This is a genomic window from Methylocaldum sp. MU1018, from assembly GCF_053646775.1.
This window is the reverse complement of record NZ_CM132195.1, coordinates 3,420,425-3,445,507: the sequence shown is the minus strand read 5'-3', so window position 1 is coordinate 3,445,507 and position 25,083 is coordinate 3,420,425. Positions and strand designations below refer to the sequence as shown.

The following is a 25,083-nucleotide window of genomic DNA, read 5'->3' as shown; positions in this document are numbered from 1 at the left end:
TGGAGACAGGATTCTCGTCATGGTTCACCCCAAGCTCTCGTCCGTATCGGCGTACGCCCTGACAATCGGCGCGGTGATGGCCGCGGTGCTGGTCGTATGGCTTCTGCCGCAACCGCGCCCGGGTACGCTCGTGGCGGCGTCCTTTCTCCTTCCGGTGTTGCTGGGCGCCGTTTTCGGCGGCCTGGGTCCCGGGCTGCTGGCAACGCTTTCAGGCGCGGCGTTGAACGTCGGTCTCGGTGCGTCTTCCATCGATCCGTCATGGACCGAAGCGATGACGGAATGGTTTCGGACAGGCGCTTTTGTCGTTGCCGGACTCGGCATAATCCTGTCGCTCCATGCCTGGCGGAGTGGACGCGCGATGAGCGAGTTGCAAGCCTGCCGGCAGAAGCAACTGGAAGACGAGATTGCCAGGCGCAAACAGGCGGAAGAGCGGTTGCGCGTCGAACGCGAGCGCTTTTTCGTCACCTTGACCCGCATCGGCGATGCGGCGATCGTCACCGATCCGGAGGCGCGCATAGAACTGCTCAACCCGAGGGCAGAGTCGCTGACCGGATGGACTCAGGATGACGCGCGAGGTCGGCCGCTGGAAGAAGTGTTTCGCATCGTTGACGAACAAGCACGCGAACCGGTTGAAAACCCCGTCGAGAAGGTCTTGAGGACCGGCGCCATCGTCGGGCTCGCGAATCATACGGTGCTGATCGCCAGGGACGGGCGGGAAATTCCGATCGACGACAGCGCCGCGCCCATTCGCGGCGAGGACGGCCGGCTGTTGAGCGTGATCCTGATATTCCGCGACGTGACGGAAAACCGCCGGTCGGAGGCCGCTCTGGCCGAGTCCGAAGCGCTTTACCGCGCCATCGGCGAGTCGATTCCTTTCGGAGCGTGGGTCTGCGATCCGAACGGAGATATCCGCTACGTGAGCGATTCGTTCCGGCAAATGACCGGAATGACGCTGGAAGAGTGCAAGTGCGGCGGCTGGGTGTCGCGTCTGCATCCGGAGGACATGCAGCCTCTCCTGGATCGCTGGAGGGACTGTATCAAGACCGGCCGTTTCTGGGATTACGAGTACCGCATTCGCAGCGCGGACGGCTCTTACCGCTGCATTCTCAGTCGCGGCGTGCCGATCCGCGACGCCGAGGGCAAGATGACGGCCTGGGCAGGCATGAATCTCGACATCACCGAAATGAAACGGCTTCAGGAGGCGCTGATCCGCGAAACCCAAAAGCTGACCGCCGCGGACCGGCAAAAGGACGACTTTTTGGCCACCCTGGCGCATGAATTGCGCAATCCGCTGGCGCCGATCCTGAACGCCGTGCAGATTCTGCACCGGACGGACGGCACCGGGCCGCAGGTTTCTTGGGCGAGAGACGTCATCGAACGGCAGACCAAGCACATCACGCGACTGGTCGACGACCTTTTGGACGTGTCCCGCATCAGCCGCGGGAAGGTCACCCTGAACAAGCAACCGCTCGAACTAGCCGCCATCGTCAATCACGCCATGGAAACCAGCCGGCCGATGATTCAGGCGCACGGCCACAGGATCAGCCTGTCGCTGCCTTCCGAGCCGGTCTGGATCGAAGGCGATCCGATCCGGATCGCGCAAGTCATATCGAATTTGCTCAACAATGCCGCCAAATATTCCGAGCCGAACCGGCAGATTTGGCTGGTAGCCGCGGAGGAGGACGGGCGGGCCGTCATCCGGGTGCGGGATGCGGGCGTGGGCATCAGTCCGGAGGTGCTGCCCCGCATTTTCGACCTTTTCGCCCAAGCCGACCGCTCCCTGGGCCGCTCGAAGGGCGGGCTGGGCATCGGACTCAGCCTGGTGAAACAACTGGTCGACCTGCACGGCGGCAGCGTCGAAGCCATCAGCGAGGGCATCGGCAAGGGGGCCGAGTTCATCGTCCGGTTGCCGTTGCTGTCGGATATTCCGGCAGAGCATCCGATGCCCGAGTCGGAGGTCGCGGCCGATGTTCAGCCGCGTGCCGCGCGGCGCGTGCTGGTGGTCGACGACAATGCGGATATCGTCGAAGGACTGTCGATCCTGCTCGCTCTGGAAGGTTGCGAAGTCGAGCGGGCCGGGGATGGCCCTGCGGCCCTCGCCGTCGCGCAGAAATTCGCTCCGGATGTGGTGCTGCTGGATATCGGGCTGCCCGTGATGGACGGCTACGAAGTGGCGCAGAGGCTGCGCGCCATGCCTCAAACCGAGCAGGCGCTGCTGATCGCCATCAGCGGTTATGGCCAGGATCAGGATCGTCACCGGTCCTTTACGGCCGGGTTCAACCATCACTTCACCAAGCCGGTCGCGCTGGAGGACATCGTCCGAACGATCGCCGAGTATCGCGTGCCCACGCGCGCCGGTTCGTCGGTCAAGACCTCGAGCCGCTGTTAGTCCGCCCGGCGATGGCCGTCATTGCAGATATTTGATCAGCCGGGCGCGGATTCGAGTCATGGGAACGGTATTGATCCCGCCCGCCAAATGTCCTTCGATATTGCCGCCGGCGAACAAAATGACGACATCGCCGTAGTGATACGGCGGTCCGAACAGAACGGCATCGGCCCCGTCTTCCTTGGCCCGGTCGATGATTGCGGCAACCGAATCCTGATCGGCGCGGGCGGTGATCTCCGCAATCTCGACGAATGCCCTGTTCTCGGGCCAGGAGTCCAGAATGTCGATCCGGGTCGTAGCCGGATAAAACCGGCCGGTAAGGGGCTCTTCGTGCAATATCGGCGCGCAGCCGCAAAGCAGCAACGCCCCGGTCAAAAGCAGATACTTCATGGCAGAACCTCGCGTCCTTGCGAAGTTTGAGCTTCGTATCGCCCAAACGTGGCTGTCGATGGAAGACCGGATCTGCGGCGTTCCGGTCAAAAATATAGACGCAGCGGGGTGGCTTCGGTTCCTGCGCTTCGATGTCAGCGCCGGTGAGGCCGTGCGAAGCCCGCCAGCCCGTAAAGCGACAAGGCGGCGATCAACAGCCGGAACTGGCCGAACTGGATGGCCAGCACCGTGGCCAGAATGGCGGCGATCACCGACGCGCAGCCGTTGATGCCGAATGCCCAGGGAACCAGGTGCTCCGCTTCGGCCGCCAGCCGCGAAAGCCCCAGCGGAAACGGCCACCCCATGAAAAACGCCAATGGCGCGATCAAGACGAGAACGGCCGTCACTTTGGCCGGAGCCGGAAGGGCGATGGAGGCGTCGAACAGCGCCGGAAGCAGCGCGAGATAAATCGCCGAGACCGCGATTATCGCCTTGGCCGCCCGCGCGATGTGCAGGTCGGCGTGTTGCGGCGCGATGCCTGCCGCATACCGGCTTCCCATTCCCGCAAAAATCAGAAATCCCGCCAATACCACCGCCACCGCATAGAGCGGATGGCCGAGATAGAGTATGAATTTCTGGATGTAAACGATTTCCGTGAACATGAACGCCAGTCCGATCGCGAAGAAATAACCGAAAACGCCATATCGCAGGCGTTTTTCCGTGCCGCCGTAGCCCCGAGGCATCAGTGCCCCGAGCGGTGCGAGGATCAGCAGTGCGGCGATGACCGCCGATTGCAGCAGCGTTGCGAGCAGAATCGGATAACCCATGTCCAGCAGCGAAAGTCCCCCCGATCCTTTCAGCTTGAAGGCTTCCGATAACAGCGGCCATTTGAAGAAGTGAAAGAAATACGGCCGGTCGTCGATGGCGGGGCGGACGTCGAATTTGTAGCGCCGGATGAACGATTCCCGTTCGGGGCTCAGCAAAGCCGTCGCCGCCTCGAAGAAATAGGGCTCTTTCAGTTGGTTGTAGACATTGGTTTGTTGCGCTTCGATTCCGGGGTAGTAGGCAAGGTCGAAGGAACGTTCGTCGCAGAACTGCCGCAGCGCGGCGATCTCCGGACCCGAAATCTCGCCGTTTTTGATCAGGAGCGCGCTGGTCTGCCAGCCGCGGATCCACATCAGCCGGCGTTCCGGTTCGGACATGCCGGAGCGCGTCAGCGCATCGGTCGCGGTGGCGAACAGCTTGACCTCGTCGCGGGGCGGCAGCCGGACCCAGCGAGTGATGGCGAGAAAACCGTCGGGTCTCAGGTGCGCCAAATAGGCTTGTAGAGCCTCCACCGTATAGAGATAGCTTTCGTTCAGCGCATACGAACCCGCCGACGAGGTGTTGAACGCATCCAGCAGCGCGATCTGGATCAGATCGTAACGGCTCGGCGAAGCGGCGACGAAACTTCGCGCCTCGGCCGCATGCACGCTGACCGAGGGGCGGTCGTAAACATGTCCGGCGAAATCGGCAAAATCGCGGGACACCAGGTCGATCATCTGCGGGTCGAGTTCCACCGCGTCGATGCGTTCCGCGCCGTGATAAATCGCCTGGAGCACCTCGCTGCCCCCGCCCGCGCCGAGAACGAGCACTTTTGGCTTCCGCGGCAGCAGATGGTACGGCAAGGCGGACGGCACGTAATCGAGAAAGCCGAGGCTGTCGCGGTTTCCATCCCAGCGATTGATGGCGCTCATGCCTTCGCCGTCGGTGAAGACCGCCAGTTGTTCCGGCACCGGAGCCGGACTGTTCAGGCTGAGACCCGGCGCATAGCGGAAGGGTACTTCCGGGCTGCGCACCACGCTCAGCAGCCCGAGCGGACTGGAGCGCTCCTCGATCCGCGACGCGCCGGCGACGCGCAAAGCCTGGGGGAGGCTCTTGTATTCCACGGGCCGCAATTCCGCGCCGCTCCAATGAATCAGAAACCACAGGGCGGGAATGGCGGCGACGAGCGGCACGACCCGCTTGCGGGGACGCATCGCCAGCGCGATCCAGGCCAGGGCCGCCGCCGCGAAGCCCGCGCCGCCGGCGAGGGCCAGCGCATTCAAGGGAAGCATCGGGAACAGCAGCAGGATGATCGCCAGCGCGCCGGTTCCCGCGCCCGAGAGATCGGCCGCATAGACCCGTCCGATCATCGCTTTATAGCGCAGAAAGGTCAGGCCGATGCAGTTGGCGGCGAAGAAGAAGGGCGGCGTCAGGAGCAGATAGATCAGGACGAGATGTCCCCATTCGCCCGGACTCCAAAGCACCTCCAGCGGATTGAAGGGCACCCGCTGCGCGGCCAGGAAGCACAACGCCGCGCCTGCGCCGAACAAAGCCGCGTTGAGAACGAACGCGGCGCCGAAACGCGGCAACAGAAATCCTCGGGCGAGGGTCAGAAAGGTTCCGCTGGCGCCGTAGCCGAGCAGTGCCAGGCTGATCACCATGTAGGCGAAATGGTGCCACTGGATGATGGAAAACAGTCGCATCAGGAGAATTTCGTAGCCGAGCGCCGCGGCCGAAATCAGGGATATCGAGAGCAAAAGCAGCCGGGGCGGGGTGGCATCGAGCGCGAGTCGCCCATTCTTGCGGAGCGGTCGGATTCCGGAATTGCCCATGACTAATGTGCGCCCATCAAAGGCACGAACTGCACCGGCACGATCTGCCGGGTCGAAACTTTGCCCTGCGCGCTTTTCTCCACGAGCACCAGGTACTGCGGCAGGAACTGGCCGCCGACCGGGATGGCCATGCGCCCGCCCGGCTTGAGCTGCTGCACCAGCGGCGGCGGGATTTGAGTGGGGGCGGCGGTGACGATGATGGCGTCGAAAGGCGCGTGCTCCGGCCAGCCGTAATAGCCGTCGCCGGTCTTGGTCTCGATATTGGCGTAGCCCAGCCGTTTCAGACGCTCCGCCGCTATCTCCGTCAATTCCGGCACGATTTCGATGGAGTAGACCCGCTTGGCCAATTCCGCCAGGACGGCCGCCTGATAGCCGGAGCCGGTGCCGACCTCGAGCACGGAACCGTCCGGCTCGACGCGCAGCAGATCGGTCATCAGCGCCACGATGAAGGGCTGTGAAATGGTTTGCCCATAACCGATGGGCAGAGGCCGGTTCGCATATGCGATGCTGCGCAGTTCGTCGCTGACGAACTCGTGCCGGGGCACCTTCTCCATCGCGCTCAAGACCCGGCCATCCAGTTCGGATTTGCCGATCTCGCTGCTGACCCATCGGGTTTCCCGGCGGATTTCGTCGATCAGGGCCTGGCGTTTGACGGCATATTCGTCGGCGCGTGCAGCCGCACCCAACAGGCCGATGCACAGCAGCGCGGCCGAAAATCCGAGGCGGCGGACGAAAGGCATCGTGGGCATGGCGGACCTCATCCTGATGGATCGCCCGATGCGATCATATCGTTAGAGAGGGATCATGCTCCCCGGTATCCGCGAAAGCCTGAATAAAGTCGAGCATGCCGCCGCATCCGAAAGGGCTCTTGGGCCGATTTCGCGATTCAGGGCAAGGCGTGGAAGGTATTCCGTCGAGATCGGAGCGGAGGTAGGTGCCCGCCGAGCGGCGTGGCGCTCGGCGGGCGGGGCGGCCCTAAGCCTGGACGAAGGGGGGGGCTGCGTCTAGGTTGGGACCATGCACTTGGTCGAACAAGTGTTCGCGGCGATTAAATTCCCCGCTGTTCTTTCGTCAGCGATTTCAGCCAGCCTTCGACTTCCGAGGAAAGCTTGCCGGAGCCGGACAGTTTGGCGGTCTCCTCGATCCAGCCGTGATCGGCGATAGGCAGAGGAAGAACGCCCTGGCCGCCAAAGCCATTGTTGCCGACGATATCGGCATCCTTGGCGTCGGCGAGCATGACGCGGCCGGCGACTTCGAGCTTGTCCATATCGACCACGATGAGGTCGTTGGCGAACTTGCTGGCGACATAGGCATAGTAGCCGCCGCCTTTCTTCATGCCGAAGTTGACGCCGTGGCAGCCCGGCTCGCAGGGCAGGCTCTTGACCACCTTCTGAGTCTTCGTGTCGACGATGGTGATGGTCGCGCTCAGAGTATTGGCCGTGACCACGTACTTTCCGTCCGGGCTGATCGGGGTCTGGATCGGCAGCAGGCCGGTGGCCTCACCCGTCGTTTTGCCGCTGATCGGATCGTAATCCGCCGCGAGATCGATGTCCTTGATCTTCTTTTTGCTCTTGAGGTCGATAACGCTCAAGGTGCTGAGCAGCGGCGGCGTGCCGAGCAAGTTGGCGACATAGACCGTGTCGGTCGCGTCACCCCAGATGGCGATCGGAATCACGCCTACATTCGGTATGTTGGTGACCTGGCCGCTGTCTATCTCGGCGATGGAAACGCTACCCGCCAAGGCATTCGGCGTCAGCACGTATTTGCCGTCGTGGGTCACGTGATGCCCGTGCGGTCCTGTATTCGGGCCGAGGTTAAGGGAGTCCTTGGGCGTCGGGTTTTGGCCGCCAATCAGCTTTAATACGCGGTCTTCACCGTTGAGCGCCACCGTAAGGCTGTCGTCCGTCGGTCGCGACATGACATGGGAAGGCGATTGCCCAACCGTCAGCGTGCCGTAAATCTGCCCGCTTTCACGGTCGAAGGTGACCAAGCGCTTGTCGAACCATTCGGTTTGATAAATGTATTTGTAGGACCGATCCGTCCACATGTTGTGGGGATGGTTCATGTTGATCTCGGTCCCCTTGACCTTTTTCTTGAGGGTCCAGTTCTCTGCATCGACTTGCGTGGCGGAACCCGGCTTGGTCTTGCCCTTGATGGTTTCGAACTGAGCGTTCACCCAGACCTCGCCGACGCCGGGCGTGGCCGGTTTGAGCAGTTGGTTCGGCACCGACAGGTTGAGCGCGTCGAGGCCGATCACCGTTCCACCGAGGTTGAGGGGGATGGACGGTAACTTCAGGTCCCAGGTCGGCTTGGAGTAATCCCGCCACAGCGAAGGCGTGGTGGCGACGAAGAAGGTCCGCAGCAGCTTTTTGGCGACATCGCTGGTGGTGGGCACTTTGGCGCCGGTGACGAGCTGAATTTCGCTGCCCAGATCCAGTCCTTCCGTCTTGGGATCGTCCACGATGACGGCACCGAACATGTACGGGTGGACCTTACAGGTAAATACGTACAAGCCGGGTTTGTCGAAGGTTTGTGTGACGCTGGCACTCGACGGCTTGTCCTGGTCGACCGGGAATTTGGCGGCGCCGGGCTGCCACAACAGGCTGGTAATCGTGTGTTCGGCGTTGACGTCGGTCATCTTGATCAAGACCGCGTCGCCGGGCTTGACCACGACCAGGCTGTCGCCATCCGTCGGGTCCTTGAACCATTTGCCGGGCTCGTCGGTCATTTCCAGCGCGGCGACCGGCATGACGCCCGCGACGCTCAGAATGGCATCTTCGGGAGTTTCGGTTTCGGCGTTCACGACGGAAACCAGGCTCATCGTTCCGAGGCTCATGGCAACGGCTGCGGTCAGCTTGCAAAATTTATTCATATTCATAACCTCTTGTTTTTAGAAGTCTATATCGAATTTATTTGACTACTCTGAAATCGCCCATCATGCCGGCCTGCATGTGCTGGATGACGTGGCAGTGGAAATGCCAATCGCCGGCGCCGACGCCTTCGCCGGCCTGGACGACGAACGTATCGCGGCTGATCGGTCCGATGTTGACCGTGTCGACGACATTGCTCGTGCCGGGCAGGATCCAGCGGTGTCCGTGCAAATGGAATGTATGGAAGGCGGTTCCCAGTCCGACCACATGGAAGCGGACTTTTTCGCCTAGACGGGCGCCCACCGTGGGATTGGTCCACAGCGGAATCTGCTTGCCCTTGAGTATGTTGTTGACTTCCATGCCCCAGAAGGTCGTCTCATGCATCCACAGGACGAATTCCCGTTTGATGTCGCTGACGTTCACTTCCTCGATCTTGCCGTTGATGAGCGCCGGCACCTTTCCGCTCTGCGGATTGACGATCAGTGTGCCGAACAGCCCCTTGTCCTCGGCGCCTACCATGGGATGGCCAAAGGCGTGGTCGTGGTAGGGCCAGGTACCTGCGGTGCCGGGCGCCGCGACCCACTTGTAGGTGTACGGCTTGCCGGGGAAGGCGGCTTCGTCGACGATGCCGTTGAGCACCTTCATCGTGCCGTCGCTGCGGATATCGAAATGCACCCCGTGCACGTGGAGGCTGACCGGCTGGTCAGTGTTCTGGATGCCGTTTTCCAGGGTGATCTCCGCAACGTCGCCCTCGGTCATGACGATGGTGGGTCCCGGAATGGTCGGCTGACCGCTGTAGCGGGAAGTGACATCCTCGGTTTGACCGCCGGCGGCCTGGATCTTGTGGCTCACCATCTGATAACCGAGTTGCCCGGAGGGCAAGGCCGCCGCGCGCAGGGTAATGCGATGGGTGTTGCCCGTCGCCGCTCCTGCGTTCGCATCGGCCTGCGCGGCCGGGACGAGAAAGGCGGCGAGCAACGTTGGCAATAAGAAAAACAATGGCTTTCGCTGGAGAAAATAAGAGAGACTCATGGTCGATTACTCCTAAGAAGGCTTCAGTCCGCGTCTGGGTCTGATACCGGTTGAAAAATAGATGCCCCTCCCACGGCATCTAGATTATCATGCATTTGAGATGCATGAATACATTTCTAATGTACCTCATATGCATGTTTATTCAAGGCGGCTCGATCAAGAAAGTCAATAACTTTTTGAGTCGATACTTTTTTGTTGTGTTTGTCTTGCGACCGATTGATGTCGTAAAACTGCCTTAACCTGTTCGCTGAGGTGCTAAATGCAGTTGACCCGTTATACCGATTACGCGTTGAGAGTGCTGATGTATGTCGGCGTACATACCGGACGCATGGTGACCATCGCCGAGATCGCCGGCGTGTTCGAGATGTCTCATAACCATTTGATGAAGGTCGTGCAGGAGCTTTCCGCAAGAGGCTACGTCAAGAGCACTCGCGGGAAGCACGGAGGAATAGAACTCGGGCGCGCTCCAGAGGAAATCAATATCGGCGAGGTCGTACGCGATATGGAAAGCAACTTCCACATCGTGGAGTGCTTCGATCCCCAACACAAGTTGTGCCGCATCATTCCGGGGTGTGTCCTGAAAAAAGTGCTCCAGGAAGCGGCCACGGCATTTCAGGAAACTCTAAACCGATACACGTTGGCGCATCTCCTTAAAAATCGTACCGTGCTGAACCGGTTGTTGATCGAACGGCGCGTGAGCGGGACCTGAGGTTGCGGGCGCTCGGACGCCTTTTCAGGTCTGGCGGTTCGGCTTTTTCAGACCATGCCGGCGCAGCAGATCGAGACTGAGCGCCGCGGCGATGGATTGTTTGCGTTCGACATCGCCGCCGATCAGCCGGGTTTGCTGCCGGATACCGTCCGGCGCCGAGAGGATGAAGCGGACTTCGACGCTTTCGGCATCGTCATGCAGCCTGTCCCGATCGCACTGTGCGATTTGGACGAGCACATGATCCGCGCCTTTCTCCCGCCGTAGCCGGGGGATGATTCGGATGGCGGCCTCGACAAGGTCGTCCGACGGCCGTACGCCGAAGTATCGGCGCAATCCTGCCGGGTCCGGGATCACGGCCGCGCCGAGAAACCACGACTGACCGGCGCAACGCATCGCCAGCCTGCCGCCGCTCAGGGTTTCGACGGCATAGAGCGTCGCGCAGCGCGCCGCGAGTTCGCGGCCTGCCACGGAAGCCAGGTCGCTTCCCGGTTTCTCGGCGCCGCCGATCGAAAATACCGCATTCCCGATCGCGTCGGCGGCGCGTTTCACGATGTCGTCGAGCTCGGTTTCCGGAAAGTTCGCCGGAAACAGCAGCTTGACCCGGTTTTCCGGCCCTCCGGCCCGAAAGCCGAGCTTCACCTCGGGTGGCAAGACGATGCGGTCGAGCCGCTCCTGAAGCTCCGATTCGCCCGCGCCTACGGTGTTCAAGACCACCAGCCGAGCCGGAAGCAATCGGAAATGCCGGTGCAAATCCGGTTCGACCCAGCGCCGGAACATCGCCTTCATTTCGTTCGGCACGCCGGGCATGAAGACGAAGCGGCAGCGCCCGGAGCGCAAGGCGAAGCCGGGGGCGGTGCCCCATCGATTGTCGAGCCGTTCCGATCCGCGCGGGAGAAGAGCCTGCTTTTTGTTGACTTCCGGCATGACGCGCCCGCGCCGCGCGAAATACGCCTCGACCTGGACCAGCGCGGTTCCGTCCAGTTCGAGCGGCAGACCGAACGCGCGGCCGACCGCTTCGGCAGTGAGGTCGTCGCAAGTCGGCCCCAATCCGCCGGTGCACACGCAAAGATCCGCGCGACCGGCGATTTCGCGGAGCAGGTCGACCAGATCGTCCAGACGGTCGCCGGCCGCGGTATGCCGGGCCACGTCGAATCCCAGGACCGTCAACTCGTGCGACAGCCAGGGCGCATTGGTATCGGTGATTTCGCCGGTGACGAGTTCGTCCCCTTGCGACAAGATTTCTGCGGCGGGTCTTTGCATACTCACTCAATGTCCGGAATGTAGGGCGGCCACCCGCTGATGCCAGAACGGCAGGGAGAGCATGGCGAAAAGCGTGGTCAGAGAGACCGCCAGGGCGTAAAACGACGTGTCGAGCCGGTAGCGGTCGCAGTAGACGACGCCGAGCAGCATGCTCGGCATGGCGGCCTCCAAGACCAATGCGGTCAGGGTGTCGCCCTGGAATCCCAAGGCCAGCCCCAGCCCCAAACCGAACAACGGCACGGCGCCCATTTTGAACGCCACGACGACCGACGCAAGCGGCAGATTGCGGCCGTGCCAGGCGTTCCAGCGGAGGCCGAGCCCCAGCGAAATCAGCATGAGCGGCACGACGGCGGCGGACAGGCCCGCTAGAAACCGCGCCATCCAGGCGGGTTGCGCCACTCCCGTGAAATTCAGGCCCAGCGCGATGGTCGCCGCCCACAGCGGCGGATTGATCAGCAGCGAGCGGAGCATCGAACCGTTTTCCGAATTCGTCGTGCCGTAATGCCGGGCGATCAGGATACCGAGGGTGAAAACCAGCGGCATGGATGCGAACAAATCGATTTGAACGACGATGGCGCGCGCCCAAGGGCCGAAGGTCTGTTCCAGCACGGGCAGTCCCATGTAAGTGACGTTCGAGAAGGCGATGGCCAGCATCGCGGCGCCCATGCGCTGCGGAGCGAGCTTGACGAGACGGGCGGCCAGCCAGGTGATGGTGGCGCCGAACAGAATGATGCCCGCGCCGAACAGCGAAATTTTCAGCGTCTCGAGACCCAGATCGGCGCTCCACAATACGGAAAGCACCAGCGCCGGCAGCAGAAGATGGAATACCACGCCGGTCAGCACCAGGCGAGTCTGATCGGCATCCAGCCCGCCAGGCCGTATAATGCGCCACATCGCGCCGCACAAGATCAATACGGCCATCTGCATCAGCACGGAAACCATTCGCGACTCCTGGATTCGAGGAGGCGTTATTCTAGCAATCGCTGCGCGGGTGCCGGGACTACAGCGGTCGAACGACCGAAACATAGAGGAATATCCATGACCGACCTGCTTTCCAAGAAACCCATTCCCGCCCAAGACCGCCTCATCATGGCTCTGGACCTGCCGAGCGTCGCCGAAGCCAGGAATCTGGTGGAAGCCCTGGGCGATTCGGTGAGTTTTTACAAAATCGGGCTGGAATTGTTCATGGCCGGCGATTACTTCGAACTGATCGAATGGCTGCAACAGCGGGGCAAGAAGATCTTCGCCGATCTCAAGTTTTTCGACGTGCCGGAAACGGTTGCGCGTGCGGTTCGAGCCCTGAGCGCCCACGGCGTCGAATTCGCCACCGTCCACGGCAACGACGCGATCATGGAGGCGGCCGCGAAAGCCAAGGGCAATCTCAAGATATTGGCGGTCACGGTGTTGACCAGTCTCGATCAAGGCGATCTCAGGGATCTCGGCTTCGAATGCGACGTCCAGCGTTTGGTCCTCTCCCGCGCCCGGCGCGCCTTGGCCCTGGGCTGCGACGGCGTGATCTCCTCCGGCCTCGAAGTCCCTGCACTGCGGCGGGAGATAGACGAAAAGCTGCTGGTCATTTCGCCCGGCATCCGCCCGGTGGAAAACCGTCCCGCGGACGACCAGAAACGGGTGGTGACGATCGAGCAAGCCTTTCTGAACGGCGCCGATTACATCGTCGTGGGCCGCCCGATCCGGGATGCGGCCAATCCGCGCGAGGCGGCGGAAAAGGTCCGGGCGCAAATCGAAGACGTGTTCAAGAGGGCGGGTTAAAACGCAAGCTCTGGCTCGGCATTTCGCGGGTCTCGCTATGCAAGCCCTTTGGCTGGAAGGCAGGCGGCTCTCCGTTCGCGACGATCTTCCCGTTCCCGCGCCGACTGCCGGCGAAGCGTTGGTTCGGGTGCGGCTCGCGGGAATCTGCGGCACCGATTTGGAACTGGTGCGCGGCTATTATCCTTACACCGGTATTCCGGGACACGAATTCGTCGGTGAAATCGTGGACTCGCCCGACGGCACGCCGGCAGGCTGCCGGGTGGTCGGCGAAATCAATGTCTCCTGCGGCGAATGCGAGACCTGCCGGCGAGAGTTTCCGACGCATTGCGAGCGCCGTACCGTGCTCGGCATCCGGGACCGGCACGGCGCGTTCGCCGAATACCTCACCTTGCCCTTGCGGAATCTGCATCGGGTGCCGGACACCGTGCCGGACGAGGCGGCGGTCTTTACCGAGCCTCTCGCGGCGGCGCTGGAGATTCGGCAGCAAATGGCCATTACCGCCGATGATCGAGTTTTGTTGATCGGCGCCGGCCGGCTGGGACAGCTCATCGCTCACACGCTGGCGCTCGCCGGCTGCGATTTGCACGTTTCGGCGCGACATCCCCGGCAGAAAACGCTGCTTCTGAGCCGGGGCATCCGGTTGATTGCCGAGGGCGAGATTCCCGCTCGCCATTACGACATCGTCATCGAGGCGACCGGCTCGCCGTCGGGATTCGATCTCGCCCGGCGCGCGGTCCGGCCGCGCGGCACGCTGGTGCTGAAATCGACTTACCGGGACAGCGTAAACGTGAACCTGTCGTCCCTGGTCGTGGACGAGATTTCGCTGATCGGTTCCCGCTGCGGCCCGTTCGACGCCGCCTTGCGTCTGCTGGAGCAAAAAGCCGTCGATCCCGTTCCGTTGATCGACGCCGAATATCCGTTGGTCCGCGCCATCGAAGCTTTCGAATCGGCCCGGGAACCGGGCTCGCTCAAGGTGCTGATCCGCCCATAGCCGAATTTCCTGTAGCCTGTACGAAATTGCTCCAAGGCATCGGCTTTTAGGGGCGACCGGCGCTGTCATGCCGGCCGGAGTCAAAGCTGGCCGACCGATTTGACGGTCGAAAATCAAAGGTTCGCAACGCGCTTTAGTAGCATTCGACAATTCCCGGAGCCACCGGGTAGCAGTCGATGATTCCCGGAGCCATCAGCGGATATGGCGCATAAAGAAAATCGGCCTTCCGGCGCTCCCGCTTCAGTTGGTTCTGCTGGGCTTGGATCGTTTCATCCTTCGAGGTCAGGGTTTCCTGCAGGCGGGCTTTTTCCTGCTGATATTTTTCCTTCAACTGCTCCATTTCCTGCCCGCTCGGAGATCTGAATTCGGACGCCTTCCTGCCGGTCAGCAAGGCCGCCCGATGGGCGAGCAGGTCCAGGATCAGCTCTTGCTTGGCGGCCGGCGTGAATTCGTATTTCGGCCCCAATCCTGCCGGCATGGCTTTTACCCGCTCGATTTCCCGGTCGATGCGGCGCAAATGTTCCTTGGCCAGCGTACGACAGACCGCATCGATCGGGCCTTTGTAAAGTTCCCGCTGCGCTTCCTCGGCCGGAGCGGCATTCATGCCTGCGGGCGGGTTATAGCCGTAGCGGACGGTGCCCGAATTATCGGTCCAGCGATAAAGCGTCGACGCTCCCGCGGCCTCCAGGCTCACAACCAGGCTCACAAAAAGAATACAAACGGCCGCAAAACGCAATGTCATGGAATTTCTCCGGCAATAACGGTTCTTGAATCTGAGTCTGACCGGCCGGTTCCCGATCCGCTCCCTCCAAATCGGCTTGGGCACCGCACGGTGAAAGGCGGGCCGGGAGGTTGGCTTATCGTCCGAACCCGATCTGTCGTATCCGCAAGCTTTTGTGCTATCGTTCCCCCTCTTATGCATCATCTCGATACTGCGTTCAGCACGTCTTATTTCGTTGCCCTGCTGATGGGGCTTTTCAGTTCCCTGCATTGCCTGGGCATGTGCGGCTCCATCATCGGTTCGCTGACCTTGAGTTTGAGGCGGGAGATCCGGGAGCAAAAATCCCTGCTCATGCCCTTCGTATTTAGCTACAACTTGGGGCGCATAGCCAGTTATTCGCTGGGCGGATTGCTTGCCGGCGTGGCTCATCACGTCCTCAGCCTGCCGTTCGGAGAAGGTCACGGGCATCGCGTCCTGCAGATCGTATCGGCTTTGATCATGGCCGGAGCGGGCCTGCACATCGCCGGCTGGTTCCGGCGCTTTGCTTACATCGAGAAGGCCGGCGGAGTCATCTGGAAGCGGATAGAGCCCTACGGCCGGCGCCTGATTCCGGTGGAGACCCTGCCCAAGGCTTTCGTGTTCGGCATGATTTGGGGTTGGCTGCCGTGCGGGCTGGTCTATGCGGCATTGGCGCTCGCCGCCACCACCGGCGATGTGGTGCGCGCCACCTTTACCATGCTGGCGTTCGGTCTGGGTACTTTGCCCGCCGTCATGGGCGTCGGTATAATGACGTCCTGGATGGTGCGGTTATCCAATATGAAAAAATTTCGTCAGGCGGCAGGGGTCACTCTGATCGCTCTGGCCCTGTTGGCGGCGTTCCCTTGGCTCAATCCGATGGTTCGCCATACAATAGGTTAGCAATGTGCAGAGGAGGGTGAGATTATGTTTGATAAGCTGATCGGCCAATCGCCAAATTTCGAGGCGTTGTTGCGTAGCGCCAGAATGATTGCCGCGACCGACGTAACCGTTTTGGTGGTCGGCGAGACCGGCACCGGCAAGGAGGTGCTGGCGCATGCTTTGAAAGAACATAGTCCTCGTGCAAACAAACCTTTTATCACGCTGAATTGCGCCGCGCTCCCCGAGGCGCTGGCCGAGTCCGAATTGTTCGGTCATCGCAAAGGCGCATTCACCGGCGCCGTGAGCAGCCAGATCGGCCGTCTTCAGGCCGCCGACGGCGGCACCGTGTTCCTCGACGAAGTGGATTCGTTGCCCGTGTCGCTCCAGGCCAAATTCCTGCGCTTCCTCGAAACCGGCGAGATTCAGCCGGTCGGCGAAACCCATACCTTGAACGTGGATGTCCGGATCATCGCCGCCACCAATGCCAATCTTCAGGAAAAGATTTCGCGGGGAGAGTTCCGCAAGGATCTTTTTTATCGTCTCAATGTCGTGCCGATCGAGATTCCGCCGTTGCGCGAGCGCATGGGCGATATCCAGTTGTTGCTCCAGTACTTCATGAAGCGGTTTGCCGAAGAGCACAAGCTTCCCGAGGCTTCGTTCAGCAAGGCGGCGCTCGGCCGGCTCACGGCTTACGCCTGGCCAGGCAATATCAGGGAGCTGCGCAACGTGTGCGAGCGATTGTCCATCCTGCTGGCCGGCCGGACCATCGATGAGGGCAATCTGCCGCTGGAGATCGTCAACCGGGCGCCGTCGCAAAAACCGCTGTTCGACCTGCCGGAACTGGGCATCAATCTGGAAAAGGTCGAAATGGACCTGATTCGCCAGGCCTTGTCGCGGACCAACGGCAATCGCAGCCGTTCGGCCCGACTTTTGGGAATCTCTCGAGATACCCTGCTTTATCGCATGCAGAAGTACGGGATCAGCTAAACACGATCTCCCACGGTGGGGCGGTTTCGCGCTTCCCCGCTTCGCAGAATCCGAAAGCCCGCGGCAAGCGCCGCGGGCTTTTTCGATTCAAACGAACTTCATGCCTTTTTTCGCGGCAATCCGCATGCGCAAGGCGTTGAGCTTGATGAATCCTTCCGCATCCTTTTGATTGTACGCGCCGCGATCGTCCTCGAAAGTGGCGATGCTCATGTCGAACAGGCTGTTGGTCTCGGATTTGCGGCCGACGACCGTCACATTGCCCTTGTAAAGCCTTACCCTGACTTGGCCGTTCACCGCCGCCTGCGAGGCGTCGATCAGTTCTTGCAGCATCAGGCGTTCCGGGCTCCACCAGTAGCCGTTGTAGATCAGGCTGGCATAACGCGGCATCAGTTCGTCTTTCAGGTGCGCCACTTCGCGATCCAGCGTGAGCGATTCGATGGCGCGGTGGGCGCGGAGCATGATGGTGCCGCCCGGCGTTTCGTAGCAGCCGCGGGATTTCATGCCGACATAACGGTTTTCGACGATATCGAGGCGTCCGACGCCGTTCGCGCCGCCCAACTGGTTGAGCTTTGCCAGGATTTGCGCGGGCGTGAGCCGTTCGCCGTCGATGGCCACGATGTCGCCGCGCTCGTAGGTCAGCTCGATGTAGGTCGGCTTGTCCGGCGCTTTTTCCGGCGAAACGGTCCAGCGCCACATGTCTTCTTCGGGCTCGGCCCACGGATCTTCGAGAATGCCGCCTTCATAGGAGATGTGCAGCAGGTTGGCGTCCATAGAATAGGGTGATGCCTTGCCGCGCTTCATTTCGATCGGGATGCCGTGCCGCTCGGCGTAGGCCAGGAGCTTCTCGCGCGAATTCAGGTCCCATTCCCGCCAGGGCGCGATGATTTTGATGTCGGGGCGCAGCGCGTAAGCGCCCAATTCGAACCGGACCTGGTCGTTGCCCTTGCCGGTGGCGCCGTGGGCAATGGCGTCGGCCCCGGTTTCGTTGGTGATTTCGATGAGGCGCTTGGCGATCAAGGGGCGGGCGATGGACGTGCCCAGCAAGTACTCGCCCTCATAGATCGCATTGGCACGGAACATCGGGAATACGAAATCCCGGGCGAATTCATCCTTGAGGTCGTCGATATAGATTTCTTTGATGCCGAGGGCCTGAGCTTTGGCGCGCGCCGGCTCCAGTTCCTCGCCTTGGCCGATGTCGGCGGTGAAAGTGACGACTTCGCAGCCGTAGGTCTCCTGCAACCATTTGAGGATGACGGAGGTGTCGAGCCCGCCGGAATAGGCGAGAGCGACCTTTTTTACAGTCTGGTTGGACATGGCGTTTCCGTTGAGTTGAATAGCGAAAAAAACGGCAAATTATAACTGTGCGGCCGAAGCGGTGCAGCCCGATACGGTCAAACGAAGCGGTTTTCCTGTAAAGCGCCCGGCCGATGGCCGGATCCGGTTCGAAGCCGGACCGCATCGGAGCGACGTTCCTCACAGTCCGTACTTTTTCCGCTTCCGCCAAAAGGTTGCCCGGCTCATGCCGAGCATTCGCGCGGCGCGGTCGATACGTCCGTGGGCGGCGGTCAGCGCTTGGCCGATGCGCTCGGCTTCGGTCTCTCCCGCGGGTACGGCAGCGGCAGCGAGCGATGCGGGCTCCTCCCGGAATTCCGGCGGCAAATCGTCCAGTTGCAGCGCTTCGCCCCGTCCTACGGCAAAGGCATATTCCACGACGTTTTGTAGTTCGCGTACGTTGCCCGGCCAGCGATGGTCCAGCAGCATCCGCATGGCGTCGGGCTCGATGCGCTGGATGCGGCGCGGTCCCTGGACGTTGTGCCGATCGATGAAGTGTTGCAAAAGCAAGCCGATATCCTGCCGCCGTTCCCGCAGAGGCGGCAGGAAGATGGGCACGACCCGCAAGCGGTACATCAAATCTTCGCGGAAACGGCCGGCCTTGACTTCCTCGCGCAGCGAGCGGTGGGTGGCCGCGACGATGCGGACATCCACGGTAATCGGATGATCGCCGCCCACCGGGATAAAGGTTTTTTCCTGGAGTACGCGCAGCAGCTTGGCTTGCAGCTCCAGCGGGAGTTCCGCGACCTCGTCGAGAAACAGGGTGCCGCCCTCGGCGCGCTTGAATAGCCCCTGATGGTCCTTGACCGCCCCGGTGAAGGCGCCACGTACGTGTCCGAAAAGCTCGCTTTCCAGCAGGTTGGCGCTGAGCGCGGCACAGTTGATGGCCAAAAACGGATGACCGCGGCGGTGGCTTTCCTCGTGCAGGGCTTGGGCAACCAATTCCTTGCCGGTGCCCGAGTCGCCCCGTATCAATACCGTCGCATCGGTTTCGGCCACGTTTCGGATGATTTGAAAGGCCTGCTTGAGCGCGGGATCGCGCGTGATGAGACCATGAAAAATCTCGGCTTCGTTCGCCGCGTGCGCTCCGGCGCCTTTGCTTCCGGGTTCCGCCTCCGGCCAGAGCACCTCGATAGATCCCGCAAACTGGCCTTGGGCATCGAAAAAGGCCCGGGTCGAGCGTTTGACGCGGACGGTCCCGCCATTGGCGTGGTCGAACTCGGTCGAAAGGCTGTCGATCCGGCCTTTCTGGGCGGCGCTATCCCGAACATCGCTCTCGCGGCATCGAAGGGCCGCTCTGCAAGGCCGGCCCAGCACTTGGTCGCTGGAGAACCCGAGCAGGCGCTCGGCGCCGCGGCTCCATAGCAGAATTTCGCCATCGGCGTTGACGGCGAAGACCGCGCCGCCCGTCAATTCGGCCAGCGCCGACAGGGCGGTATCGGGCCCGACGGCGCTCAGCCAGCGATTCAGAAAAGGCGAGAATTGGCTCATGCGAGAGAAGAGTTTCAATCTGTTTCAGAACGATGTGTCCTGTTGCACCTAATGTATCACGCGAAACGCCGCTTGAAACATCGAGGCGAGCCGCGACCCGTCCGGAATCGTAAAACCCTGCAAACACACGGGTGCGGCGCGGATGCAAGAGAGCATTTCGGTTTGGGCACGGTCTTTGTAGGTAATCGATCAAATAGTCTTGACGGGCATCTGATCCACGGGAGAAACGCGATGATCTTCAAACAATTATTCGAACCGAATACCTGTACCTACACCTATCTGCTCGGCTGCGAACGCACCCGCCGCGCGGTGCTGATCGACCCGGTGGCCACCGAGATCGAGCATTACGTCAGGCTGCTGAATGAACTCGATCTCAAGCTGCTCTACACGATGGAAACCCATGTCCATGCCGACCATATCACCGGAGCCGGTATCCTGCGCGAGCGCTTGGGTAGTAAAAGCGTGGTACATCGCGATGCCGGCGCCATGTGCGCCGATCTTCTGGTTACCGACGGGATTCTGCTTCAGGTGGGAGACTTCGAGATCGAAGTGCGGCACACGCCCGGCCACACCAACGGCTGCGTGAGCTACGTCGTCGGCGACCGGGTTTTTACCGGCGATGCCTTGTTCATCGGGGGCTGCGGGCGCACCGATTTTCAGCAAGGCGATGCGGGGCGGTTGTACGATAGCATTATCGATAAGCTGTTCACCCTGTCGCCCGATGCGCTGGTTTATCCGGGCCATGACTACAACGGCAATACGGTATCGAGCATCGGGCAGGAAATGGCCAAGAATCCCCGTTTGGGCGGCGGCAAAAGCCGGGAGGAATTCATCGGCATCATGAATGAATTGGACTTGCCGTATCCCAAATACATCGACCGAGCGTTGCCGGCGAACCAGGCCTGTGGCGGGCGCGAGCCCGTCGTACGCCAAGGCTGAGGGCCGCATCGTCTCCGAAACAGCGCCGGGACGCCGGCCATCTTGCATTTGGCGCAGAGGCCGGACTCGTTGCAGGGCCTATGAGGGAGCCGAACCCATGACCTTGGTCGTTATCTTGTCGCTCTTGATCGGCTTGCTGCTGGGTTTGCTCGGTGGCGGCGGATCGATACTCACGATCCCGGTGCTGGTCTATTTGCTCGATATCGAGCCGAAAACGGCCATTGCCACATCGCTGGTCGTCGTGGGCGTCACCAGTCTCGCCGCCGCGCTCAATCATGCCCGCAAAGGGCGGGTCTGCTGGCGTACGGGGCTGGTGTTCGGCGCCGCCGGCATGCTGGGCGCATACGGCGGCGGGCGGCTGGCGGCCTATGTTCCGGGCGGCGTTTTGCTGTTGCTGTTCGCCGTCGTCATGTTCGCCACGGCCTTGGCGATGTTGCGCGGGCGACGGCGAAACAATGCGGAGCCCGGCGCCTTAAAGCCTTTCTGTCCGACCAATCTCCCCTTGTTGGTCATTATGTTCGACGGTTTCATGGTCGGCCTCGTTACCGGGCTGGTCGGCGCCGGCGGCGGTTTCTTGGTGGTGCCGGCGCTGAACTTGCTCGGCGGATTGCCCATGCACGCCGCGATCGGGACTTCGCTGCTGGTCATCGCCATGAATTCGTTCGCCGGTCTCGCCGGATATATCAGCCACGTCGGCATCGACCTCGAACTGGTGTCGATCATTACCGGCGTAGCCGTCGTCGGAAGCCTGCTCGGCGGTTTTTTGTCCCGCTACGTCAGCGGGCGAGCGTTGCGGCGCATGTTCGGCGTATTCGTCATCGCGATTGCCTGCCACCTTCTGTACAAGGAGCTGACGCCCGAATTGATCGCGGAAATCAGGGAACTGCTTCGGCGCCATCCCGACTTTCTCTGGGGCATGGCCACGATGTCGGGCATCGTGGCCATTTGGCAGATTGGCAGATGGATTCACGCTCGAGGTCTGCACCGGAAAAAATCGTTCATATTGCGTCGCGACGGCAAGGGCACGAGGCGCTAGGGCTGTCGGTTCGGCTCGCACTTTCGGTATCATCGGCGCCGGGCGGCCGGAGAACCGGCCTGATTCATAATCGGTCTCTCTGAATATGCGCGACATCCGCTTGCCGTTTCCGCGTTCGGGGCTGTATGCCATTACCCGAGACGCTTATCCGAACGAAGAATCCTTGGCCGAAGCCGTGGCGGGAGCCCTGCGGGGCGGGGCCGCGGCGATCCAGTACCGCGCCAAAGCCGCGCGCGATCCTCGGCGCGAGGCGGCGTGTCTTTTGATGATCTGCCGCCGGAGCGGGGTGCCGCTGATCGTCAATGACGACGTGGAGCTCGCCTGTCGCATCGGCGCCGACGGCGTGCATGTGGGCAAGGACGATCTGTCGCCGGCGGATGCGCGGAAGGCTTTGGGGTCCGGCGCCATCATCGGCGTGTCCTGTTACGATTCGGTCGAACGGGCCGTTCGGGCCGAGGCCGGCGGTGCGAGCTATGTCGCTTTCGGCCGGTTCTTTCCCTCCAAAACCAAGCCCGACGCGCCTTGCGCCCGATTGGAAACGCTCTCGGCCGCGAAGCGGCGCCTGCGCATCCCCGTGGTCGCTATCGGCGGGGTGGCGCCGGAAAACGGCGGGATTCTTTTGGACGCCGGCGCGGACGTCTTGGCCGTGATCGACGGAGTCTTCGGCGAAACCGATCCAGAGAGTGCGGCGCGGAGGTTCAAATCTCTTTTTGTTCGATCCTGACGGTGCGCGCGTTCCGCCGCTGCCGGGAAGATGCCGGTCCATGCCGGCGGGATATCTCGCCGCGCCGCTTTAAGGTCGTTGCGGGATGAACTGGAGTTGGTTCGCCGCAAATGTGGCCGCCGCATTTCTGCTGCCTCCGCTCAACATGCTCGTCATCGGGGCGATCGGTCTTTGGCAGCTCGGCAAGCGGCCCCGCCTGGGCCGCGGTCTGATCGCCGCCAGTCTGCTCGGGCTGGGGCTGTTGTCGACGCCCTTCATATCCAGCGGCCTGTTGGCCACGCTCCAGGTCCCGCCTTTGCCCGTCTCCGGGCACGACGCCGAGGCTATCGTCATTCTCGGCGGCGGCATTCAGATGAGCGCGCCGGAATACGGCGGCGGCGCGACTCTCAATGCGCGTACCCTGGAGAGACTCCGCTACGGAGCTTCCTTGTACCGCAAGACCGGTAAGCCGATCCTGGTCACCGGCGGCGCGCCCGAAGGCTACGCGTCCGAAGGCCCCATCATGCGCTCGGTCTTGGAGGAAGAGTTCGGCGTTCCTGTCGAGTGGGTCGAGCGCGAGTCGATCAATACGAGGGAAAATGCCCGATTCTCCGCTCGGATTCTCAAGCGGGCGGGCATACGCCGGATTTATCTCGTCAGCCATTCCTGGCACCTGCCGCGGGCGATTCCGGAGTTCGAGCGGGAAGGGCTTGAAACGGTGCCCGCCGGAACCGGATATGTGTCCCCGGATACCCTCAGACTCATCGATTTCGTGCCTGCATTCCGGGCCGTGACGAACAGCGCTTTGGCTCTGCACGAGTGGATCGGGCTGGCGTGGTATCGGCTCCGTGGCCGATGAACCGGCCGCGCGGCTCGCATATTTGCCGACCTGATCTAAGTTTAAGCTGGAATTATTCCGCAACGGATTCATGATCGAGCGGCTTAGGGCTCGGTCCGGCCGATCTCGCTTTCGAGGTCCGCCGCTGCGTTCCGCGGAATGCGTCGATGTTCCCGAATCTTCCATGGAAACGGTCCGAACCGCGCGGGCCGCCCGAGACGGTCCATTCGTGGCGCCTTGCTCGGGCCTTCGGGTGTCGCCAAGCGATTTTTCAGGGGTCTATCATGTCCGCAGAAACCGATACGCTCATTGGTCATTTGTTGGAGGTTCGCAACGGCCGATTCATGGCCAAGTTGCTGACCGAGGAAGAAGGCTTTCGCCCCATCGCGGCGATGGCGGGCGGAGAATCCGAGGTCGTCGGGCAGGTGGGATCTTATGTGTCGATCCGCCAGCATGGTTTTCGCTCGCTGGCGCTGATCAACCATATCGAGGCGGACCGTTCCGGCGCGCGGGCCAGCCGTTCCGCCGCCGGCTGTCTCGTGACGCTCACGCCGCTGGGACAAATTACCGAGGAAGGCGTGTTCCAGCGCGGCGTAAGGCATTTCCCGACGCCCGGCGCCGAATTGCACGTCGTGGCCCAGGACGAGATCAATTCGATTTTCGCCAAGTACCGGCGGTACCGATTCAATCCCGGCTATCTGCGCAGTTGTCCCGCGACGGGAGTTTATCTGGATCCGTCGGCCCTGTGCAGCCGCCATTTCGCGGTTCTCGGGCAGTCCGGTTCCGGCAAGTCGTGGTCGGTGGCCAGTCTGGTCCAGCGCATGGTCGATACCATGCCGAACGCGCACGTCATCCTGCTCGATTTGCACGGCGAATATTGCTGGAAGGATCGGGACAGAGTTTTGCACTCGGCCTTCAAGCCGGAACAGATGCGCTATCTCGATGCCCGGGCTCTGGAAATCCCTTATTGGCTGATGACTTTCGCCGAGTTGCTCGATCTGTTGATCGACCGCAACGATCCGGGAGCCGCCATACAGACTGCGTTCCTGCGCGAGACGATTTTTACGCTGAAGAAAAAAGCGGCGAAATCCCTGGATTTGGAAACGGTCTCGCTCGACTCGCCGATCTACTTCTCGCTACAGGAAGTTTACGACAGTTTCAAGGAAGCCAACGAATTCCGCACCGATTTCGGCAAAAGCAAAGGCCCGCTGTTCGGCCAATTCGACGAGTTTCTGGTGAAGCTGCTGAGCCGGCTCAATGACGTGCGCTATGACTTTCTGCTCAACCCGGTGCGGCGGAACCGCTCGGAAAGCCTGCCGGGGCTGCTGCGGGACTTCGTCGGTCTGGGCAATCCCAAATGCCAGATTACGATCATCGATTTGAGTCCGGTGCCTTTCGACGTGCGTCCGACCGTTTCCGCGCAGATCGGTCGGCTGGCCTTCGAGTTCAACTACTGGAACCCGTTCAACCGCGAATTCCCCATTCTGCTGATCTGCGAGGAGGCCCATGCCTACATTCCCCGGGAATCCAGCACCCAGTTCGAAGGCACCCGCAAGACCATGGAGCGCATCGCCAAGGAGGGGCGCAAATACGGCGTCGGGCTGGGCGTCGTCAGCCAGCGTCCCCATGAGTTGTCGGAAACGGTATTGTCGCAGTGCGGCACGTATATCTGCCTGCGCATCACCAACCCCGACGATCAGGATTATGTGCGCAAACTGGTGCCGGAGGGGGAGTCCGATCTGGTGGATATCCTGGCGTCTCTCGGCCGCGGCGAGGCCATGATTCTCGGCGAAGCCATCCCGCTCCCCACCCGAACCCAGATCTATAAGCCCGATCCCACGCCGAACAGCAACGATGCGGATTTCTACACGGCCTGGAAATCGGGGCCGGACGATCTCGACATCGAAGGCATCGTCGATCGCTGGAGACGGCAGGGACGGTAAGTCTGCCGACCGCCGAAATCTGGGCAAAATTCCGCCGATTTATGAAAACTCTTGAATGTTAATGGTTTAGATCGGCTCTCTATAGCCCGCCCACAAACTTATGCACAGGAACGGTGGATAACCGCCGTTCCGGCTTTAGTGGAGCGGCCACGCCTCAGCGGGTATAATGCCTG

Annotated in this window: 21 protein-coding genes; 11 read left to right on the top strand and 10 right to left on the bottom strand. The window is 61.6% G+C overall.

Annotated elements, in window-relative coordinates; translation table 11 throughout:
- Nucleotides 1-19: 19 nt before the first annotated feature.
- Nucleotides 20-2,389: a hybrid sensor histidine kinase/response regulator gene (locus tag ACWJKU_RS15830; RefSeq protein WP_454143762.1), complete on the top strand. Its 2,370-nt coding sequence runs from the start codon at nt 20-22 to the stop codon at nt 2,387-2,389.
- 18 nt (nt 2,390-2,407) lie between these two features.
- On the opposite strand, the gene ACWJKU_RS15825 is transcribed toward ACWJKU_RS15830, so the two are convergent.
- From ACWJKU_RS15825 to ACWJKU_RS15805, 5 genes are all read right to left on the bottom strand, one after another.
- Nucleotides 2,408-2,776, bottom strand: a complete 369-nt coding sequence (locus tag ACWJKU_RS15825) for a hypothetical protein (RefSeq protein ID WP_454143760.1) — start codon at nt 2,774-2,776, stop codon at nt 2,408-2,410.
- A 134-nt stretch (nt 2,777-2,910) separates the two neighbouring features.
- Complete coding sequence (locus ACWJKU_RS15820) at nt 2,911-5,391, bottom strand: spermidine synthase (RefSeq protein WP_454143758.1); 2,481 nt, start codon at nt 5,389-5,391, stop codon at nt 2,911-2,913.
- A gap of 2 nt (nt 5,392-5,393) precedes the next feature.
- Nucleotides 5,394-6,140 carry a protein-L-isoaspartate(D-aspartate) O-methyltransferase gene (locus tag ACWJKU_RS15815; RefSeq protein ID WP_454143756.1) on the bottom strand — a complete coding sequence of 249 codons (747 nt, stop codon included), beginning with the start codon at nt 6,138-6,140 and terminating at the stop codon, nt 5,394-5,396.
- 299 nt (nt 6,141-6,439) lie between these two features.
- The gene (locus ACWJKU_RS15810) at nt 6,440-8,263 is read right to left on the bottom strand and encodes a YVTN family beta-propeller repeat protein (RefSeq protein ID WP_454143754.1); all 1,824 of its coding nucleotides are present in this window, start codon (nt 8,261-8,263) and stop codon (nt 6,440-6,442) included.
- A 37-nt stretch (nt 8,264-8,300) separates the two neighbouring features.
- On the bottom strand, nt 8,301-9,293 hold the full coding sequence (locus tag ACWJKU_RS15805) for a multicopper oxidase domain-containing protein (protein WP_454143752.1): 993 nt from the start codon (nt 9,291-9,293) through the stop codon (nt 8,301-8,303).
- 259 nt (nt 9,294-9,552) lie between these two features.
- On the opposite strand from ACWJKU_RS15805, the gene ACWJKU_RS15800 reads away from it, so the two are divergent.
- On the top strand, nt 9,553-10,002 hold the full coding sequence (locus ACWJKU_RS15800) for an Rrf2 family transcriptional regulator (RefSeq protein ID WP_454143751.1): 450 nt from the start codon (nt 9,553-9,555) through the stop codon (nt 10,000-10,002).
- Between the two features lie 24 nt (nt 10,003-10,026).
- Here the strand turns inward: ACWJKU_RS15800 and ACWJKU_RS15795 are convergent, their stop codons facing one another.
- Nucleotides 10,027-11,262 (bottom strand): competence/damage-inducible protein A, encoded by a 1,236-nt coding sequence (locus ACWJKU_RS15795; protein ID WP_454148159.1) that lies wholly within the window; start codon nt 11,260-11,262, stop codon nt 10,027-10,029.
- Nucleotides 11,263-11,268: 6 nt separating this feature from the next.
- Nucleotides 11,269-12,204, bottom strand: coding sequence for an AEC family transporter (locus tag ACWJKU_RS15790; protein WP_454143749.1), 936 nt, complete (start codon nt 12,202-12,204; stop codon nt 11,269-11,271).
- A 96-nt stretch (nt 12,205-12,300) separates the two neighbouring features.
- Between ACWJKU_RS15790 and pyrF the strand changes: the two genes are divergently transcribed.
- Nucleotides 12,301-13,032: an orotidine-5'-phosphate decarboxylase gene (pyrF, locus tag ACWJKU_RS15785; protein WP_454143747.1), complete on the top strand. Its 732-nt coding sequence runs from the start codon at nt 12,301-12,303 to the stop codon at nt 13,030-13,032.
- Between the two features lie 37 nt (nt 13,033-13,069).
- Nucleotides 13,070-14,023, top strand: a complete 954-nt coding sequence (locus tag ACWJKU_RS15780; RefSeq protein ID WP_454143746.1) for an MDR/zinc-dependent alcohol dehydrogenase-like family protein — start codon at nt 13,070-13,072, stop codon at nt 14,021-14,023.
- Between the two features lie 133 nt (nt 14,024-14,156).
- Here the strand turns inward: ACWJKU_RS15780 and ACWJKU_RS15775 are convergent, their stop codons facing one another.
- Complete coding sequence (locus tag ACWJKU_RS15775; protein ID WP_454143744.1) at nt 14,157-14,765, bottom strand: DUF4124 domain-containing protein; 609 nt, start codon at nt 14,763-14,765, stop codon at nt 14,157-14,159.
- 174 nt (nt 14,766-14,939) lie between these two features.
- Here ACWJKU_RS15775 and ACWJKU_RS15770 point away from each other — a divergent pair, with 174 nt between their 5' ends.
- Nucleotides 14,940-15,662 (top strand): sulfite exporter TauE/SafE family protein, encoded by a 723-nt coding sequence (locus tag ACWJKU_RS15770; RefSeq protein ID WP_454143742.1) that lies wholly within the window; start codon nt 14,940-14,942, stop codon nt 15,660-15,662.
- A gap of 24 nt (nt 15,663-15,686) precedes the next feature.
- Nucleotides 15,687-16,628 carry a sigma-54 interaction domain-containing protein gene (locus ACWJKU_RS15765; RefSeq protein ID WP_454143740.1) on the top strand — a complete coding sequence of 314 codons (942 nt, stop codon included), beginning with the start codon at nt 15,687-15,689 and terminating at the stop codon, nt 16,626-16,628.
- An 87-nt stretch (nt 16,629-16,715) separates the two neighbouring features.
- Here the strand turns inward: ACWJKU_RS15765 and ACWJKU_RS15760 are convergent, their stop codons facing one another.
- A complete protein-coding gene (locus ACWJKU_RS15760; RefSeq protein WP_454143738.1) occupies nt 16,716-17,942 on the bottom strand; it encodes an argininosuccinate synthase in 1,227 nt (408 codons plus the stop codon).
- A 159-nt stretch (nt 17,943-18,101) separates the two neighbouring features.
- Entirely contained in the window at nt 18,102-19,451 is a 1,350-nt protein-coding gene (locus ACWJKU_RS15755) for a sigma-54 interaction domain-containing protein (RefSeq protein WP_454143736.1), read from the bottom strand.
- A 231-nt stretch (nt 19,452-19,682) separates the two neighbouring features.
- Between ACWJKU_RS15755 and ACWJKU_RS15750 the strand changes: the two genes are divergently transcribed.
- The 5 genes from ACWJKU_RS15750 to ACWJKU_RS15730 all read left to right on the top strand — a co-directional run bounded on the left by ACWJKU_RS15750 (nt 19,683) and on the right by ACWJKU_RS15730 (nt 24,910).
- Complete coding sequence (locus tag ACWJKU_RS15750; protein ID WP_454143734.1) at nt 19,683-20,390, top strand: MBL fold metallo-hydrolase; 708 nt, start codon at nt 19,683-19,685, stop codon at nt 20,388-20,390.
- 97 nt (nt 20,391-20,487) lie between these two features.
- Nucleotides 20,488-21,426 carry a sulfite exporter TauE/SafE family protein gene (locus ACWJKU_RS15745; protein WP_454143732.1) on the top strand — a complete coding sequence of 313 codons (939 nt, stop codon included), beginning with the start codon at nt 20,488-20,490 and terminating at the stop codon, nt 21,424-21,426.
- A gap of 85 nt (nt 21,427-21,511) precedes the next feature.
- Complete coding sequence (gene thiE / locus ACWJKU_RS15740; protein WP_454143730.1) at nt 21,512-22,150, top strand: thiamine phosphate synthase; 639 nt, start codon at nt 21,512-21,514, stop codon at nt 22,148-22,150.
- Nucleotides 22,151-22,235: 85 nt separating this feature from the next.
- Nucleotides 22,236-22,988, top strand: a complete 753-nt coding sequence (locus ACWJKU_RS15735; protein ID WP_454143728.1) for a YdcF family protein — start codon at nt 22,236-22,238, stop codon at nt 22,986-22,988.
- 263 nt (nt 22,989-23,251) lie between these two features.
- Nucleotides 23,252-24,910, top strand: coding sequence for an ATP-binding protein (locus ACWJKU_RS15730; RefSeq protein ID WP_454143726.1), 1,659 nt, complete (start codon nt 23,252-23,254; stop codon nt 24,908-24,910).
- The last annotated feature ends 173 nt before the right edge of the window (nt 24,911-25,083 follow it).